General features: G+C 33.4%; 19 protein-coding genes and 2 pseudogenes. 9 read left to right on the forward strand and 12 right to left on the reverse strand.

Going from position 1 to position 16,287, the window contains the following annotated elements; all coding sequences use genetic code 11:
* From BAU28_RS20595 to BAU28_RS20605, 3 genes and pseudogenes are all read right to left on the reverse strand, one after another.
* Positions 1–335 (reverse strand): annotated as a pseudogene (locus BAU28_RS20595) (CPBP family intramembrane glutamate endopeptidase); the annotation flags it as partial.
* A gap of 757 nt (positions 336–1,092) precedes the next feature.
* Positions 1,093–2,157, reverse strand: coding sequence for a threonine aldolase family protein (locus BAU28_RS20600; protein ID WP_071719790.1), 1,065 nt, complete (start codon positions 2,155–2,157; stop codon positions 1,093–1,095).
* Positions 2,144–2,533, reverse strand: a complete 390-nt coding sequence (locus tag BAU28_RS20605) for a MarR family winged helix-turn-helix transcriptional regulator (protein ID WP_276327760.1) — start codon at positions 2,531–2,533, stop codon at positions 2,144–2,146. The genes BAU28_RS20600 and BAU28_RS20605 overlap by 14 nt, the downstream gene beginning before the upstream one ends.
* 743 nt (positions 2,534–3,276) lie before the next feature.
* Between BAU28_RS20605 and BAU28_RS20615 the strand changes: the two genes are divergently transcribed.
* The 4 genes and pseudogenes from BAU28_RS20615 to BAU28_RS20630 all read left to right on the forward strand — a co-directional run.
* Positions 3,277–3,768: a COG4315 family predicted lipoprotein gene (locus BAU28_RS20615; protein ID WP_071719792.1), complete on the forward strand. Its 492-nt coding sequence runs from the start codon at positions 3,277–3,279 to the stop codon at positions 3,766–3,768.
* Between the two features lie 233 nt (positions 3,769–4,001).
* Complete coding sequence (locus BAU28_RS20620; protein WP_071719793.1) at positions 4,002–4,553, forward strand: RNA polymerase sigma factor; 552 nt, start codon at positions 4,002–4,004, stop codon at positions 4,551–4,553.
* Between the two features lie 10 nt (positions 4,554–4,563).
* The gene (locus BAU28_RS20625) at positions 4,564–5,301 is read left to right on the forward strand and encodes an anti-sigma factor (RefSeq protein WP_071719794.1); all 738 of its coding nucleotides are present in this window, start codon (positions 4,564–4,566) and stop codon (positions 5,299–5,301) included.
* Between the two features lie 66 nt (positions 5,302–5,367).
* Positions 5,368–5,534: pseudogene (locus BAU28_RS20630) on the forward strand (IS6 family transposase); the annotation flags it as partial.
* Positions 5,535–5,550: 16 nt separating this feature from the next.
* Here the strand turns inward: BAU28_RS20630 and BAU28_RS20635 are convergent.
* Complete coding sequence (locus BAU28_RS20635; RefSeq protein WP_071719795.1) at positions 5,551–5,730, reverse strand: hypothetical protein; 180 nt, start codon at positions 5,728–5,730, stop codon at positions 5,551–5,553.
* 257 nt (positions 5,731–5,987) lie between these two features.
* On the opposite strand from BAU28_RS20635, the gene BAU28_RS20640 reads away from it, so the two are divergent.
* Entirely contained in the window at positions 5,988–7,370 is a 1,383-nt protein-coding gene (locus tag BAU28_RS20640) for an alpha/beta hydrolase (protein WP_071719796.1), read from the forward strand.
* 257 nt (positions 7,371–7,627) lie between these two features.
* Here BAU28_RS20640 and BAU28_RS20645 read toward each other — a convergent pair whose 3' ends face one another.
* Together BAU28_RS20645 and BAU28_RS20650 are read right to left on the reverse strand one after the other, a co-directional pair.
* Complete coding sequence (locus tag BAU28_RS20645; RefSeq protein ID WP_071719797.1) at positions 7,628–8,842, reverse strand: MFS transporter; 1,215 nt, start codon at positions 8,840–8,842, stop codon at positions 7,628–7,630.
* A gap of 57 nt (positions 8,843–8,899) precedes the next feature.
* Entirely contained in the window at positions 8,900–9,376 is a 477-nt protein-coding gene (locus BAU28_RS20650; RefSeq protein ID WP_071719798.1) for a MarR family transcriptional regulator, read from the reverse strand.
* Positions 9,377–9,672: 296 nt separating this feature from the next.
* Between BAU28_RS20650 and BAU28_RS20655 the strand changes: the two genes are divergently transcribed.
* Complete coding sequence (locus tag BAU28_RS20655) at positions 9,673–10,143, forward strand: MarR family transcriptional regulator (protein ID WP_071719799.1); 471 nt, start codon at positions 9,673–9,675, stop codon at positions 10,141–10,143.
* A gap of 124 nt (positions 10,144–10,267) precedes the next feature.
* On the opposite strand, the gene BAU28_RS20660 is transcribed toward BAU28_RS20655, so the two are convergent.
* Both BAU28_RS20660 and BAU28_RS20665 read right to left on the reverse strand, forming a co-directional pair.
* Positions 10,268–11,488, reverse strand: coding sequence for a pulcherriminic acid synthase (locus BAU28_RS20660; RefSeq protein ID WP_071719800.1), 1,221 nt, complete (start codon positions 11,486–11,488; stop codon positions 10,268–10,270).
* A gap of 35 nt (positions 11,489–11,523) precedes the next feature.
* Positions 11,524–12,243, reverse strand: coding sequence for a tRNA-dependent cyclodipeptide synthase (locus tag BAU28_RS20665; RefSeq protein WP_071719801.1), 720 nt, complete (start codon positions 12,241–12,243; stop codon positions 11,524–11,526).
* A 787-nt stretch (positions 12,244–13,030) separates the two neighbouring features.
* Here BAU28_RS20665 and BAU28_RS30505 point away from each other — a divergent pair.
* Positions 13,031–13,201: a hypothetical protein gene (locus BAU28_RS30505; RefSeq protein ID WP_165615179.1), complete on the forward strand. Its 171-nt coding sequence runs from the start codon at positions 13,031–13,033 to the stop codon at positions 13,199–13,201.
* Positions 13,202–13,428: 227 nt separating this feature from the next.
* On the opposite strand, the gene BAU28_RS20670 is transcribed toward BAU28_RS30505, so the two are convergent.
* The 4 genes from BAU28_RS20670 to BAU28_RS30515 form a co-directional block, all read right to left on the reverse strand.
* Positions 13,429–13,710: a hypothetical protein gene (locus tag BAU28_RS20670; protein ID WP_071719802.1), complete on the reverse strand. Its 282-nt coding sequence runs from the start codon at positions 13,708–13,710 to the stop codon at positions 13,429–13,431.
* A 23-nt stretch (positions 13,711–13,733) separates the two neighbouring features.
* Positions 13,734–14,003, reverse strand: coding sequence for a hypothetical protein (locus BAU28_RS20675; RefSeq protein ID WP_071719803.1), 270 nt, complete (start codon positions 14,001–14,003; stop codon positions 13,734–13,736).
* Positions 14,004–14,563: 560 nt separating this feature from the next.
* Positions 14,564–14,716, reverse strand: coding sequence for a hypothetical protein (locus tag BAU28_RS30510; RefSeq protein WP_165615180.1), 153 nt, complete (start codon positions 14,714–14,716; stop codon positions 14,564–14,566).
* A gap of 4 nt (positions 14,717–14,720) precedes the next feature.
* Complete coding sequence (locus BAU28_RS30515; RefSeq protein WP_165615181.1) at positions 14,721–14,858, reverse strand: hypothetical protein; 138 nt, start codon at positions 14,856–14,858, stop codon at positions 14,721–14,723.
* A 631-nt stretch (positions 14,859–15,489) separates the two neighbouring features.
* Between BAU28_RS30515 and BAU28_RS20690 the strand changes: the two genes are divergently transcribed.
* On the forward strand, positions 15,490–15,858 hold the full coding sequence (locus BAU28_RS20690) for an FtsB family cell division protein (protein WP_071719805.1): 369 nt from the start codon (positions 15,490–15,492) through the stop codon (positions 15,856–15,858).
* Positions 15,859–16,104: 246 nt separating this feature from the next.
* A complete protein-coding gene (locus BAU28_RS30520; RefSeq protein ID WP_165615182.1) occupies positions 16,105–16,269 on the forward strand; it encodes a hypothetical protein in 165 nt (54 codons plus the stop codon).
* Positions 16,270–16,287 lie beyond the last annotated feature (18 nt).

The raw sequence follows: 16,287 nt of genomic DNA on the forward strand, positions 1-16,287 counted from the left end.
AGTGGGAGCCCTAACATACGTAGCATTGCATATGAGAGCAGACCGATTAACGGTATGATAAAAATAATAGGAATATACCAGATCTTAAGCTTAATTCTCTTGTAATCGAGCACTCTAGCCAGCAGCCGCTTTACGCCTTTCGTCCGATCTTGTTTGTAGACAAGAATGGCTGCGGTGATGGCGGGACAAACAAACATCAAGGCACTCGTCGGGAGATTCATCGGCAGCCCTTTCATGCTTCCCGTCATGGCGCCAACCACCCAAAAAGGGATCGCGAAAGCAAAAACAAGACCAAGGAATCCGGACAATGACCTTGGGGAAACGGCAGACTTCATATCTCTTACAACCTCCTGAATTAACTGTTAACAGAATTTTTAAAATGGCTCAACATCATGATTAGTGCTTGCCCTTATATGATTTTTTTGAAAGAACCTTGCTTGATTTAACTTTTTGTTTCTTCAGCGGTTTGAAGGAACCGAACATAACATACTCCCCCTTTTTAGTGCTTATTTCTACTATCAATGCAATTTAGGAAGGAAATATGTTTTTTTGTTCGACAATGCAAGATAGAGTGTGCCAAAGTTCGAAAAGGGATTTATACGAGTATTTTTGTGGAATTACACAGGGTTGTTTGAATATGGCACAATAATATTTTATGGTGAATGTATTTTATCTTTTATTAATCATTTCGGTACGTGAAATTTCATCTCCCCCTTATTAAAAAAGCCCCATAGATCTTACACTTATGAGAGCTGCCTAAGGGTATTCCTATTCGACTCCATTCTATTGTAACAGGCTTTCACCATACATAAGAAACATAATGATCCAAAAACTTACTATCATAACAAGAAATTCTTTAAACCTTTGCTTAAAGGAAATACGACCTTCTTCCATTCTGCATGCCCCTTTTCTCTACTGTTGGTTTGTAATAAAGTTTGATCAAAAGCATGCTACAAAAATTAATTTTTCAACAGAAGAAACCCAAACATTTTGAAAAAAGTTTGATCAAAGTGCTTGGGTTATTTGTTACTAGTGAATAATTTTTTTATAAAATAGTGTAATCATTTTTCTACCTGTGTTTGCTCAACAGATTCAAGTCAATACACCATTCACAAATCGCGATTCTAATTTTTTAATATCTTCTATCAGCATTTCTACATATTCCTTTTTTGTAGCCCAGCTGGTACAAAATCTAACAACACTGTGAGTTTCATCGACTTTTTTCCAAATAGCAAAGGAATATTTTTTGCTCAATTTCGTTATTACATCTTTATGCAAAATAAGAAACTGTTGATTTGTTTTGGAATCGTACCTTAATGAAAAGCCTTTTTCAACAAATGCCTCTCGAATCATCATCGCCATTTCCACAGCATGCCTGGAAATTTCATAGTATAAGCCGTCTTCAAACAAGGTTTCAAACTGTATTCCCAATAATCTCCCTTTAGCCAATAGTCCTCCATTTTGCTTGATTATATATCGAAAATCCTTTTTTATATCATCATTTATGATGACTACTGCTTCACCAAACAATGCTCCTATTTTCGTTCCCCCAATATAGAAAGCATCACAAAGTGATGCGATATCTGCTAAGGATAAATCGCTGCCTTTTGAAACCAGACCATATCCTAATCTAGCTCCATCCATGAACAATGGCAAACCACATTCCCGACAAGCTTTGCTTAATTCTTCTAATTCGGATCTACTGTAAGTTGTTCCATTCTCTGTTGGATTAGAAATATATACTAAGCCCGGCTGTACCATAAACTCATGAGTCGCATCATTCCAATGAGCATCATATAATTCTTTTACCTGTTCTGCACGAATTTTCCCATCATCACTTGGCAAAGTAAGCACTTTATGACCAGTAGCTTCAATTGCTCCGGTTTCATGTACTGCAATATGACCGGTAATTGCAGAAATTACCCCTTGATGCGGACGTAATATGGAGGCAATAATTGTTGTATTTGTTTGTGTTCCTCCAACTAGAAAATGTATATCTGCATTCTTTGCATCACAAGCTTCTCTAATATAAACTCTCGCTTTTTCACAATGTTCATCCATACCATATCCAGGTGTCTGCTCTTCATTGGTTTCAACTAATCGTTTCAGAATTCGCTCATGAGCGCCTTCTGCATAATCATTATCAAATCGTATCATTCATATTCCCCTTAGCCCCATTTAATTTCTTCTCAATCAACAACATAGAAGCATGTATTTCTTTTATTTCTTTTTGTGACAGACCTTGTAGTAATTTCACTATTTGCTCATTAGATTTTTCATTTAAATGATTAAAAAAAGCAGTCCCTTTTGGTGTCAATCGAATCAGACTCATTCTATTATCAATCGTCGAACTTTCCTTAATTAGTAGACCATCTTTAATAAGCTTAGCAATTATTCTACTCATATAGCTGCGATCAATATCAAGTTTTTCGACTAAATCGTTTGCGATACACTCTCCCATGAAACCAATCTCTAGAATTACCCGTGACTCCGTAAGAGAATATTCACCATTAAATACATGCTTATCTAACAAACCAAGTATATTCGTATTAAACCGATTAAATCGTCTTATATCACTAACAATATTTTCGTTAAATTAGTGGACTATGTCAACTTTTTATTTTTAAATCATTTAGTATAAGTTAAGCTAAACAAATCACATATTGAGGATTGAATACTATGGTAGCTATACTGTTGTGAACTACTCACCACTTAGCAAAGCTTGAAGTGGGAGCTTCTCAGTTCCACGACGAAAGTAACCTTTCGTCTCCCTGAGCGTTACTTCGGGGTGGGGTGTTCCACCCCTAGATGTCCAACGCTTGGATGCTCTCTTGGTACGGTTGATATTTTACGCAGGAACCGAATGGCTTGGTTTTCGCACGCTATTTTCTTCCTGCAACCTCATATATCAAGTTATCAAAGAACTTCAAATAGCTAGTTTATCAAAAGCTTTTGGCTATGCCAAACCGAAATTCATCTCCCACCTATCGTTGGGCTATCGCCCTTCACACGCTTGAGGAAGGAGAATTCTTTCGGTAAATTCGATAAAGTACCCTTTCCTCTACAAGAAAAGAAATTCCTTATTTACACAAAAATTAGAGGATGGTATTTAGCTTATCTTTCTGTTAAGTAATAGAAAAAGGTATAAATTAATAGAGCTAAAAAAAGATGTAAGCAGAGGGCGAGGCTTGCATCTTTTTTTTATTTTTTATCAAACCAATCAAACCTTTCTATCGTTACCTTAAATATAAATAAAAAATTGAAGGAGGAGTCAGTATGAAAGCATGGCAATGTATTGTGTCCATATTAGCGAGCCTTTTTTTATTAACAGCGTGTAATAGCGATAAGAAAGAAGATGCCCAAAGTAAGAAAACGAGTGGAGAAAACGTGAGTGAAGTTATTAGTAATAAAAACGAATCTCCTAGTTTACAATTATTAGAGAACGATAAGGTTGGAAAATACTTAGCAGATTCAAACGGAAAGACACTTTATTATTTTGCAAAAGACACATCTAAGGTAAGTAATTGTAGTGGTGATTGTGTAAAACTTTGGCCGCCATTTGTTGCGAAAGATTTTGAAGTGCCAAAAGGATTTGATATAAAAGACTTTGCTACGATAACAAGAGAAGATACGAAAGAACAACAAGTAACGTATAAAGGCTATCCCCTTTACTATTTTGCTAATGATAAATCAAAAGGAGATATAAAGGGACAAGGGGTTAAAGATATATGGTTTGTACTGAATGGTGAAACTACATTTAAACAGTGATGGAAAGCACGCCGAATAGGGCGCATGCCAGCAGTTGTCCACCACCTATCTTCTTCGCTTTTCTCTGAATCTTGAGGTGGAGGTCTTACTGCCCGTGGATAGCGGGATAAATATTCTGTTAAAAGGAGCGATCAACGTTGTTGGTGGTTCCTGTTTTTCTATTTAAATTATATAATTAAGTCAATTTAGAATTATCAGAAATAAACGAAAAATAATAGGGAGTGCAGGTGAGAATGAAAGAAAAAAATGATTATGAGTTAATGCAATTAGTAAAAAGAAACTATCGTCCTGCATTAGAAGAACTATATGAACGGTATATTAAGTTGATATATAGCTTCACTTTTAAATTTTTCCAAGGAAATGAAGATAAAACAAAAGAAGTTGTTCAATTAATTTTCTTAAAACTTTGGACCACTAAAAGTATGTATAATCCCTCAAAAGGTGATTTCGTAAATTGGATACTTACTATTACGAGGAATATATGTATTGATTATGTCCGAAAAGAAAATAAAGAACTTATGTATAGAAACTTTAATAATGTTTATGATTCTGAAAAACATATGCATATAACAGATTCAGAAAATCAAATCGAGAAAAGGTTGCACCGTGTTGAAATTCAAAAGGCAAAGCAGAATTTGACTACGTCCCAAAAAAGATTAATCGACTTGCTATATTGGAAAGGTTATTCCCTTAGTGAGATTGCTAAAATGGAAGATGAACCATTGGGAACCACTAAAAGTCGTCTTCATCAATCTTTAAAGCAATTAAAAAAATATCTAGAATAGAGGGGATAGTATGGAGAGAGAATGTGAGCATTTATTATCTTACGTTACGAATACATTTGATGATAGAGAACAAAGAAAGTTTCAAGAACATTTAAAGGCATGCCCAAAATGTCAAACTGAGTATCCAGCAATGCAGGCAGCTTGGGAAGCACTGCATTTCGATTTTGAAGAGAAAGAAGTACCAGCAACATTAAAAGGTGAAGTGTTTGATTTTATATTTGTTCACGAACAAACGAATAGAGATAACATAGTAACAGCGAAATTGAAAGAATGGACGGTTTTACTAAAAAAACAATTTACACCGTTGGCAACAGTATTACTAGGAACAATGTTAGTGATTACAGTAGCTGTAACAATTGAAAATTCGCAATTAAAAATACAATCTTTAGCTAAGCATGAATTAAGCAGTGATCCAATTAAAGTAATCTCTACTCGTCCATTAGTATCAATTGATCAAAACCATGAAAATACAAAGGGTTATGTAATTGTTATGCAACAAGGAGATAAGAAAAAATTAGTTGTACAAGCTGATCATTTGCCACAAGTAAAAAATTCAGAAGTGTATCAAGTTTGGTTATTAAAAGATGGAGAAAGAAAAAACGCTGGAATATTTAAACCTGATGAAACTGATTCAGGACTTCTGACATATGAAATTTCACAAAAACAGTCCTTTGATAACATTGGTATTACACTTGAACCAGATTCGAATAGTACGAAACCTCTTGGTAAAAAAGTACTAGGAACTTAAAGGTTCTGTTGCAAAGTTTTCTACATGAATCTACACTCTAGAAAACAGGATCTAGGAGAATCAGACATGACATATTTTAAAGGAAAACAATTTAAAAAAGATATTATTTTAGTAGCTGTCGTTTTTCTTTGAGTTATCGCGATGTATCTGAAATCCTGAAAGAACATGGTGTTTCAGTTCACCCAACAACCACCATGCGATGGGTTCATGAATATGGAAATCTCATTTATCAACCTGTTTATGCTTTTTTCAAACTTTGCAACAGAACCCCTGTTCTTTTTTATTTTGCTTTGTTAAGCTTCCTTTCTGCTGGTCTATCTCCACTACGTCTCTTGTAACAGAAAAACCAGTGTCATCTTTGTTACTACACCCTGATGCCAATCCTATAGTGATACACATTGTAGAAATGAGCCAGAAAAATTTCTTCATCTTATTCCTCCCTCTCTTCTTGTTTTTCTTCCCCTACATCATAACGAGATTGGAATCATTGTTGGAAAAACTATTGATTTCTAATGCATAGCACGGATTCGTGTTTCATTACGTAGCTAGAATCTCCTACGATTTCAAACGTGCTTTTTTATGATACGTATGCAGGACTCCCTCTTGCATGTACCGAAACTCTAAGAGGGAGATATTCCACTAATTACCATATCTGTTTTTTACCATCACATATTGGAGGTTAAAACATGAATAAAAAAAAGAAAATACAAAAATCAGCACTTTCCTTTACCCTACTCTTTTCTTTAGGCGTTTCATCTTTCCCGCTTACAACAGCTATTCACGCAGATACACGTGAGGAACAATCTACAGAAAAGAAACTAGTCTCTTTAACGGAGCGTACATCATTATTTTTTGAATATCTCCAGCAAGGTAAGTATGCAGAGGCACTCCAGTTGACGTCTGCTGCTTTTCAATCCAAGTTTACAGCAAACACATTACAAAACTGGTGGACACAAAGTGGCGGAAGCGGGATAAAAAGCATGGGAACACCTGTAATAAAAGAACGAAACTTGGTCCATCAGACGGTGGAAATTCCAGGAGCTATCGAAGGAACTACCATACCGCTACTCCTTAAATTCACACCTGGCGGGAAAGTAGATGAAGTTGGGGTAAGGACGCCCCAGGAATCTTATACCATCCCACATCCTAGCTATGATCAACCTGCTTCCTATCAAGAACGTGAAATCGTTATTGGAAATTCTACATATCCGTTACCAGCCACATTAACGGTTCCGAAACATAAGCCTGGTGAAAAGGTACCCGTAGTTGTTCTTGTTCATGGTTCTGGCATCCATGATCGCGATAGTACATTTATGGGAACAAAAATCTTACGAGACCTTGCGGTGGGCCTTTCATCCAACGGAATTGCAGTGTTGCGCTATGAAAAACGTTCCTTAGAACACACATTAAAGATGAGTGCAGAACCTGGTACGTTAGATCGTGATACTACAGATGATGCCATATATGCAGCAAAATCAGCAGCGCAGCAGGAAGGCATTGATCCAAATAATATTTTCATTCTCGGACATAGCCTAGGAGCTGGCACAATGCCGCGTATACTGAGCAAAGCGCCTTCCTCACTTGTCCGAGGAAGTATCTTACTCGCACCACCTGCACGCCCTTTGACTGACATTATCATTGATCAGTATCAATACCTTGGGGCACCAAAGGAAGTAATCGATGAACTAAAAAAACAGTTCGCTTTTATCCAGGATCCTACTTTCAATCCTGACCATCCGCCAGCTGGCTACAATTTTCCGTCTCCTCATTTTATGTATGATGTTTCTAGGTGGCGTCCAGTTGAGGAGGCAAAATCACGAAAAGAGCCTTTACTGATTCTGCAAGGGGCACGCGATTATCAAGTAACAGTAAAAGATGAATATACAAAATGGCAGGAAGGACTTTCAAACCGCGGGAATGTTCAGTTCAAAAAATACCCGAAATTGAATCATTTCTTCACGGAGGGTGACGGGGAATTAAGTCGTCCTAGTGAATACGAAATCCCTGCCAATGTTCCAGAGTACGTCATCCAGGACATTATTACATGGGTCAACGAGACAAAAAAATAAAAAAACATCAAAAGCCTTCATGCAATCATCATTGCGTGAAGGCTTTTTTGAAACTAGTGATTTCATCCAAGTGATTCAGACATATCTATTATTTTCATTATCATTTTATATAATATTTGCCTTGTTACCCTTATATACCTCTCCTGCTACTACTTTTTTCAAAATCACAAAAGATTCCAGCAAAAATACTAAATAACATTTAATTAATGTAAAGTGATAATAAAGTTATTTAAATGCTGGGATCATAAAGCTTTTTCTTATTTTAGATTTTCTGGTTTTGGCACAATTTTAATAGATCTCTTCCTAATCCGAATAAGCATGCCAAAAGAGAGAAAGATAAAAAATCCTCCAAATATAGCAAATACAAATGTAGGTTGGAAATGTGCTAATAATAATCCCGAAACAATTGGTCCTACAGCCATTCCCATATATCTAATAAAGTTAAACATTCCCATTGCACTTCCTCTATTATGTTCAAATTCATTTGCAATCATAGTAGCAAATAAAGGAGTGAGGATACCGATTGATATTCCGTGGAGAATTAAAGCAATTATTACGCCAATTAAAGTATTCGAGTGTGTCACAGCAAATAATATAGTGCTCAAAGATAAGACTACATTTCCAGTTATAAAGAGTTTATTTAGTGAAATTTTAGATTGAATAGTTTTAAAAGTCATGCTACCAATTATTAAACTTATTGCCATTGGTAAGTAAAGTAAACCTACTATCTGTAAACTTAATTGGTAATAATCTGTTAATAATATTGGTAAGTACACGATGAAAGAAAAATAGAGAAAAAATACAAAGAAACTTAATATTAATATGGAACTTCCCACTTTACTTTTAAATATAGAAGCATAGTGAGATAGTAAAGTTCTAACATTCAAAACTTTATTGCTCTCCACCTGATCTTTCGGAAAATATAACCAATTAGTAATAAACAGAACTAAAGATACTGCTACAAGTAGCCAAAAAACACCTGGATAGTTATATTTTTCACCAATAAAACCTCCTAGTACAGGTGCAACAGCAGGCGCAATAGATAACATTGTTTGATATGTACCCATTGCACTTCCTCGTTGTTCTCCCTGAAATATAGAACCAATTGTAGTTGCCGCAATAAGTGGTATTGCAGCCGTTCCAATAGCCTGTAAAATTCTACAAATTAAAAACACTGTAAAGTTATTTGTAATTGCACAACCAACACTTGCTATAATTGTTAAAATAATACTAGGGATAAGAATAGTCCTAGCCCCTTTAAAATCAATTATAGAACCAAAAACAATTTGCATAATTGCAGTAATAAAAATAAATATTGAAACTGAAAGATTAACCATTGTTATAGACACATGAAATGAATCTCGAATTATTGGGATTATTGGAGAATAAATATTTTGGTTTAAAGAAGCGAAAAAAGCACTAATACACAACAAATATAAAAGAAAAGAAGCACTTGATTTAACACGATTCATGCTATCCCTCCTAAAAGATTATTAATAATTAGCTAACCAATTTAAGGTGAAATAACTTCATTTCCCCAATATTCTATCGTTTGTATTCTGTAAAAATTTTAATATTGCATTTTGTTCTATTTCGGAAAATGAATCGACAAACTGATAAAATTCATTCTCTTTCTGATCATGGATTTTCTGATGCAATTCACAAAGTGATTGTCCTGCTGGAGTTAGTTCATAATATACCTCCTTCTTATTATCACTCGACTGGAAACGAGTAATTAAATTTTCTTTTATTAATTTGGTATTAATTTTTGTGATATTCGCTTTAGACAAATTCATTTTCCTTGCAATTGTAATATTATTTATTGGTTGGTTTTCACCAATACAGGCTATTACGTGTATACTTGTCATATTTGTTGGTATGCGTTCTATTTGTTCCATTTTAGCTTGCTTAAAAAAAGTCTCAATGTCCTTATCTGCCTTTTGTTCATTGAGATGTAATAAATGTAAATAATTATCGTAGATTTTCTGTTTTATGCCCTTATTCATTTAAATACTTCTACCCTTCTTTATCTTTTTATCTTTTTGTTTACCAGTAAACTATTTTGATTTTATATCTTCACCCAACAATTGTCAATTGCAAAATTAGAATTTATCTTATTACATAAGCATTTTTAATGTATACCCTTTTTATAAAAAAATTTAATAAAGTTCTATTATTTTATATAAGTTAGTTTTAATGCATACAAGACACTTTTTAAAATTCTTGACCGAATTATTGTTTACTGGTAAACTTTCCGTATAGTTAACCGGTAAACAATAATTCTAGTTAGGGGGAATTTATTATGACAAATATTGTCCATGAACAAACCTTAAAAGCGATTGAAGATTTTGTCATAACAAGAGAAAAGAAAAAATATGCATCTCAAGAAATGATAAAAGAATTAGTTAGTGAATCTGAGAATATAAATAAAAATTGGACTCTGACGCAACTACATATTGTTTCGGTGATTCATGAGAGTAAACAACAAATGAATAACACCCTATTATCTATGGAATTAAATATATCTAAAGCAACTATCTCCAAAGCTATTCGCGTTCTTATTGATAATAAAATTTTATTGACGCATCAAAATACAGATAATAAGAAGGAGATTTTTTACACTTTAACTGATGGAGGAATTCAGTTAGCTATTGTTCATAAAAGGTTACACAAAATTGCACATGAACGTTACAATGAGTTATTCCAACAATTTAATGATTCCGAGTTACAAGTTGTAACTAATTTTTTAGAAGCTTGGAAAAAATGTATCTAATGTTTTGTTATTTCAGCTTAAAAAGTATACATGTTTAAACTTTCTATAAAAACAGAAAAACTAAGGGGCTTTTAGCCCCTTAGCAAAAATCGGATTTTATTAAAAATCAACTTAGAAATGATTTTTAAACTAACTTATCAAAAAGAATAGGCATAGAAATAGGTCCACGCGTATAAAGCCCTTTTTCAACATATTGAAAATCTTCTTCCAATTTAATGTTTTTCATATTATCTAAGACTACATTTACAACTATTTCAATTTCTGATTTTGCAAACGCTGCCCCTACGCAATTATGAATACCTGATCCAAATGCAAGATGTCTTGCAGCACCACTAAATGCCTTTTTAATATCAAGATCCGGACGATAAATGTTGAATTCATCAGGTCTTTCAAATGCGTTAGGGTCTCGGTTCGCCGCACCAATCATACAAAATACAGTAGTTCCTTTTGATAATTGGATACCACTTATTTCCGTGTCTTTTGCTAATTGACGGGGAATCAATTGCACTGGTGGATTATAACGTAAAGTTTCAGCAATAGCCAATGGTACTAATGAACGATCATTTAATACATCATGCAATTGTTTCGGTTGGTTAATTAAGTTATAGATTAATAAAGCAAGAGTCTTATCACCAGGTTCTGTTGCAGCTAATAATATATTTAAAATTAATGCTAGAATATCAGTATCAGTCATAGCTATGCCTTCATATTTAGCACTGCATAATTTAGAAATTAGATCTTCATGAGGGTTTAACCGCCGCTCTTTAATAATCGGTTCTAAATAATTAGCTAACTGTTCACTACACCAGAGAGAATGTTTTCTTGCCTCCGGTGGTTGATTTATACTGGTAATAAATTCAGCTACACCGCTATGCCATTCACCTATCTTCTTATGATCTTTCTTATCTAATCCAATCATATCCATTGTTACATAAACAGCAAATGTTCTGCCAAAATCATTAATTAAATCTATCTTTCCATTTGAAAGGTGTGGAGATAGTAAATCTTCTGCATTCTTTTTAATTAAGGGCATTAATTTTTGTAAAGCATCTCCCATAAAACTTCTTAAAACAATTTTTCTTTTAGCTACATGCTCTTTTCCACGCATTTGTGCTAATACTGGCCCACGCATTACTGGTTCGGCACGTTCAGCTAATGATTTTGTTGTAAATGTATCAGTATCATTTAATATATTACGGACATCTTGATATCTGCTAATAAAATAACTATCAATCTCAGGTTCATAATGCACTGGGTCATTCTGACGTAGGTATGAAAAATACTTATATGGATCTTCTTGAAATTCTTCTGATAATATATTTACCGTTTGCACTGTATTTGACATATTACTTCCCCCTTGTATTGGATACTTTATATTTGTTAAGATATATCTTCCGTTTCTTGAACCATTAAATATCCTTGATTTGGTTTCATCTTGATAGAAAAATCATTTCTAACTATCTGTTCACCAAGTTCCCATGGTTTATGATAAATAAGTACAGTTTCTTGAGTTCCCAAAATTTCAGCTCCGCCAATGAAAAATGGAAGTTCTGCAATGACATATTCTACTGCAATATTTAGCATGTCATTTGAAATTTGATCAATATCTATATTGGTACCCCTTGCCCTACCTAGAATGGCAGCGTGTGACATTTCTAAGCAAGCATTTCGAAAATGAGTTTCGTTTACAAAGATATGTTCCGCTTCTGCTCTCATACTGTTATATGCATAATTGTCACTAAAATCAGAAAAAGTATGGATAGCATTTACATTACCCCCATGCTCTTTAAGTGCTTTTTCAGCTGATCTTCTATTTCGAGATACTTCTTTTCTAACTTTTCTTTCCGCTTTACCTTTTGGTGTTCCTAAAGCCTCAAGTAAATTTGCAGCTTCTTTTCCAGCTAATAAAACACTAACATCATCAAAAGTATGTAATGCCCATTCAATGAGTCTATTAATATATTCATCTGAAAATCTACTATTAAACGGACTAATACCTATTACTGCATGGTTACTACGTTTAAATATTTCAGCACAATTAGTAGATAAGGGGTGAGAACTAAACTTTTGAACATTTCTTACCGCTATAGCATGTGTCATAAAATCATCCCTTTAAATAATTTTATTAATATAAACCGTTTTATCGATTTTAAATAACTAATAATATATTAAACTACATACAAAAGAGATAGAATATCTTGATGTTATATTAGATTAATAAAAATGATACTAAACAAAAATCCTACATAATGTTCACCGGTGAACAAAATCAATTCTATATTGCCACTGTTGTTTTGTCAATATATGTTATTCAGAAAAAATAGATAAAACAAAATTTCTAATTTTTACATAATTATGTAAAAATTAGAAATTTATAATGCATGCAGGGGTATCGCCACATATCCGTCAACTTAAGAATTTTATAACGCCCAAAACGAGAACATTGTATAATTTTCTCGTTTTTGGGGTATTTACTTTTGTTAGCTTGATGGGCATGTGGCGGTACCCTAAATACAGCGTTAGGGACATATTTCGCTAGAAATCTATCCAAAACAAACAATACATGATCCATTTAGCGGATTAATTCAACATAAAATTAAATGTAGACTATTTGTGTGGTGTTTTATCTTTTATTAATTATTATGGTACGTGAAATTATTGCATATCGTAATAAAAAAAGCCCGCATAGATCTTATACCTATGGGAGCTGCCTAGTCGGATTGATAAGTATTTCAAATGCCATTCCACGGTTTCCTTGTCCCATTTTTATTCATCGATTTCCATTAAAAGGAGTATTTTGTTTAAATTCTCATAAAATACTTTTTAAATTCCGTATCATTGGAAATACCTATATAATAAAAATAATTAATTATTAGGGGTGCTATAAATGCCTGAGGTAATCCGTCTCTGTATTGCAATAGTCATTGCTTTATTTTCCTCCATAATAATGGAGTTTAAAAAACCTCAAAAAGATATGTTTTGGTTTTCGATTGAAGTCTTATCTCTCCTCGGAGTTTTACTGCTAATAAAAGAATTTTTGATTAATCATATAACATAATCCCCTGAATAAAACTCAATATTCCGTCAATAATGTAGATAGGCGGTAGCCAGAACGCATTTAGTCCCTAACCTTTCTCCTTTCCCCCTTGGAGAACCAGCCGAGCAGTTAGCTTTTGCTAGCTGCTTTTTTATTTCGTTCCTGTTCTTGCTTCTTAAAGAATTCTTTAACTGCGTTTTCCCAATAAGTACACATATCAATTCCCCCTTTTCTACAAAATGAAATTTTTATTGTAATCTTCCTCTGTATATCTTCTTGATCTGCGCTTCAGTAGATCCCTCGTACACCGCAAATACTTCAGGGGACTGGCTTAAGCACATATCAATAATCGTGTCGTCTGTAGTTCTAATATAGAAATACTTAACCTCACCCATGTAATCATTGTGTAAGTAATAACTCTTAATCTCGTCATGGTAGTTGTTAGCTTCCATGACTTCATACAGCTTGATTTTCATTTCATCTATATCAAATATTGATAACTGTCCTTCTATCTCCACCTGCTCAATCATTTCCCCTTCCTTCTTAATAAAAGTTACATCTGAAAAACTGTCCATTCCTTCGAATCAATAAGACGTTGTGCTTCTTCAGGTGCGATTGTTATTCCTGATCCATCTGCATAAATAACGTAAATTGCTCCTGTATAAAAACCATCAATATCTTCAATTTGGAAGTTGTCCACTATTTTTTCTTCCTTTTTTCCCGCTTGTTCAATTAACCAATCATAGTCTGTCTTTGTCATACAAATTGCATGATCTGCAATGTTAGTGATATTTTCTATCACTTCCTGTAATCGCTTATCCATCTTTCATTCTCTTTTTCTTTAAAATAGCGTTTTTTTTCAAAATGATGACCTTATCCATTTGGACTTATTTACCAGTATTTTTACCAAAAAATTCATGATATGGTTAATTAGTCGAGTACGTCATTACTTGACGATTACCCTTAGAAGCCCCGCAGACAATTGGGGCTTCTTTTATTTAAATAAGGATTTTGTTAAAATAGCGTCATCTGTCCGCTCTTATTTTGCTCTTCCAATTCCTTTACTCTTTTCTCAAGCCTTTGTATCTCTTGATTTAAGAGATGGATCGTTTTATCGTTGTTATCCCTTGTTTTAAGGCATCTCTCACGAACCACGTTGTTATATTAATCAAGTATCCATTCATCTTCAAATACCCAATCCTCACAAATAGGACATTCAGCTATGATGTAACCAGACGCCATAACCATTCCCCTTTTCTACAAAATGAAATTTTCATTCGGATTTACGCTTCACTTCTTCTATCAGCCAAGATGCGATATTAAAATCATTAGCTTCAACCCTTAAAGCTGTTCCGTTCAAAAAGCATTCCTCCATATCTTCAATTAATTCTTCTGCAGCTTCAATTCGTTCCGTATCGGTTTTATATTGTTTTCATTACAATACTCTTCGTATCCACCTATCACACTCATTAAGACGGCATGATTGTCTGTCGACTTGTCACCATACTTGTTTTCATACCATTCAGTGTAAGACATTCTTTTAACACCCGATGACAGTGACATCAGCTAAGCTTACAAGTGTATTATCTTTGAAATATATAGTTACACTCCCTGTTGCTGGATCAATTCTTACAAAATCAACTTCTTTATCTACACCATTTACATTAATAATTTTCATCTTTCATTCTCCCTTTCTCTCAAACAACGATTTTGTTACTTTTTCGTAACTACTATAGGTATATATATATGTTACAATTTATAAGATTTTGCAGATTACCCCTTGCAAATCCATATGTCTGTCCTGCCCTTGTTGCCCCTTCAACAAGGGCAGTTTTTAATAAAAAATAAGGGTTTTATTAAAATTTCGCTTCAATTCACTTTAATTATGGTTTAATCTGTATAACTCATTTTTTCAAGAAAGGATAACGTAATGAGAAAATATTTTAGTTTCATTTCAGTTTTGTTAACTCTTATCTTACTTTTCAATTTTTATAGATCTGATAGTAATTTAAATTATTTAATATTTGTATCACTGATTTTAATTATTTTTGCCCCAAAAGATATAGAGAGGAATTTTGCTATTGTTATTTTTATACTTGTAAGTATTTTCTCCCCCCTCTTTTCCATTATTGTTGCTATGTTCGGGGCTAGCTGAAACTCATCTCAGATAATCCTCTTTCTCCAAAATAAGGATTTTGTTAAAACTTCACAAAATTCACCTATACTAAAATATCTTCTAAAATTCCCATTGAACATTTATACTACTTTTAATCGGTTTAAATTCTACAATCAGTAATGGAGGCATTCTAATGGGAAATATACCTAAAATATCATCACAACAATCAAATCCTAAAATACCCTCACAGCAAGTGAATCCTACCACGTACCAAGTTAATAATAAAAAAACAAGACGCCGTATTATAACCACTTTAGCTTTTATATTACCTGTGATTTTTGTCCTTCAATATTCCCTTAATGCGCAACAAGAAATGATTAATGAAAAACAAATCGCGCTTAATAAGGAGCAACAAAAATTATCTTCTTTAAAGAAGGATGGACATTCCCTCGAGAAAGATGTTAAAGCTTTAACAGGTAGCGAAGAAGACATTTTAAAATTCGCCAGGAAAATATATGGATTTTCCAAAGCAAATGAAACTGTATTTCAAATAAATGAATAAAGTTGCACTACATTACCTAAAAGGCGATTGACGATAATCGCCTTTTTATATTTAATTTCTAAAGAAATCATACTAATCTCCCCTTTGCAAACCCTTATATCTTCTTGATGGCCTCTTATCTTTCCGTAAGGGTCTTTTTTTCAAATAATTATTTTGTTTAAATTCACCTTAATTCCCATTAAAGTTTCTTAACATTTAAATTAATAGCTATATAATATAATTAACCATTAATTAGGAGTGTTATAAATGATAGAAATCATGATAATTTGCCTATATATTATCTTTGGTATTGGCGCAATATTTGGCTTGATAAAAGAATTTCGAAAACCTGAGAAAAAATATTCTATGATTTTATTTGAATTTTTAATTCTAATAGCCGTTACAATCACTTTATATAGAATATTAATCTAAACGGTTCTGGTGCAAAAA

This window comes from Bacillus paramycoides (genome assembly GCF_001884235.1).
Lineage (GTDB): Bacteria > Bacillota > Bacilli > Bacillales > Bacillaceae_G > Bacillus_A > Bacillus_A paramycoides.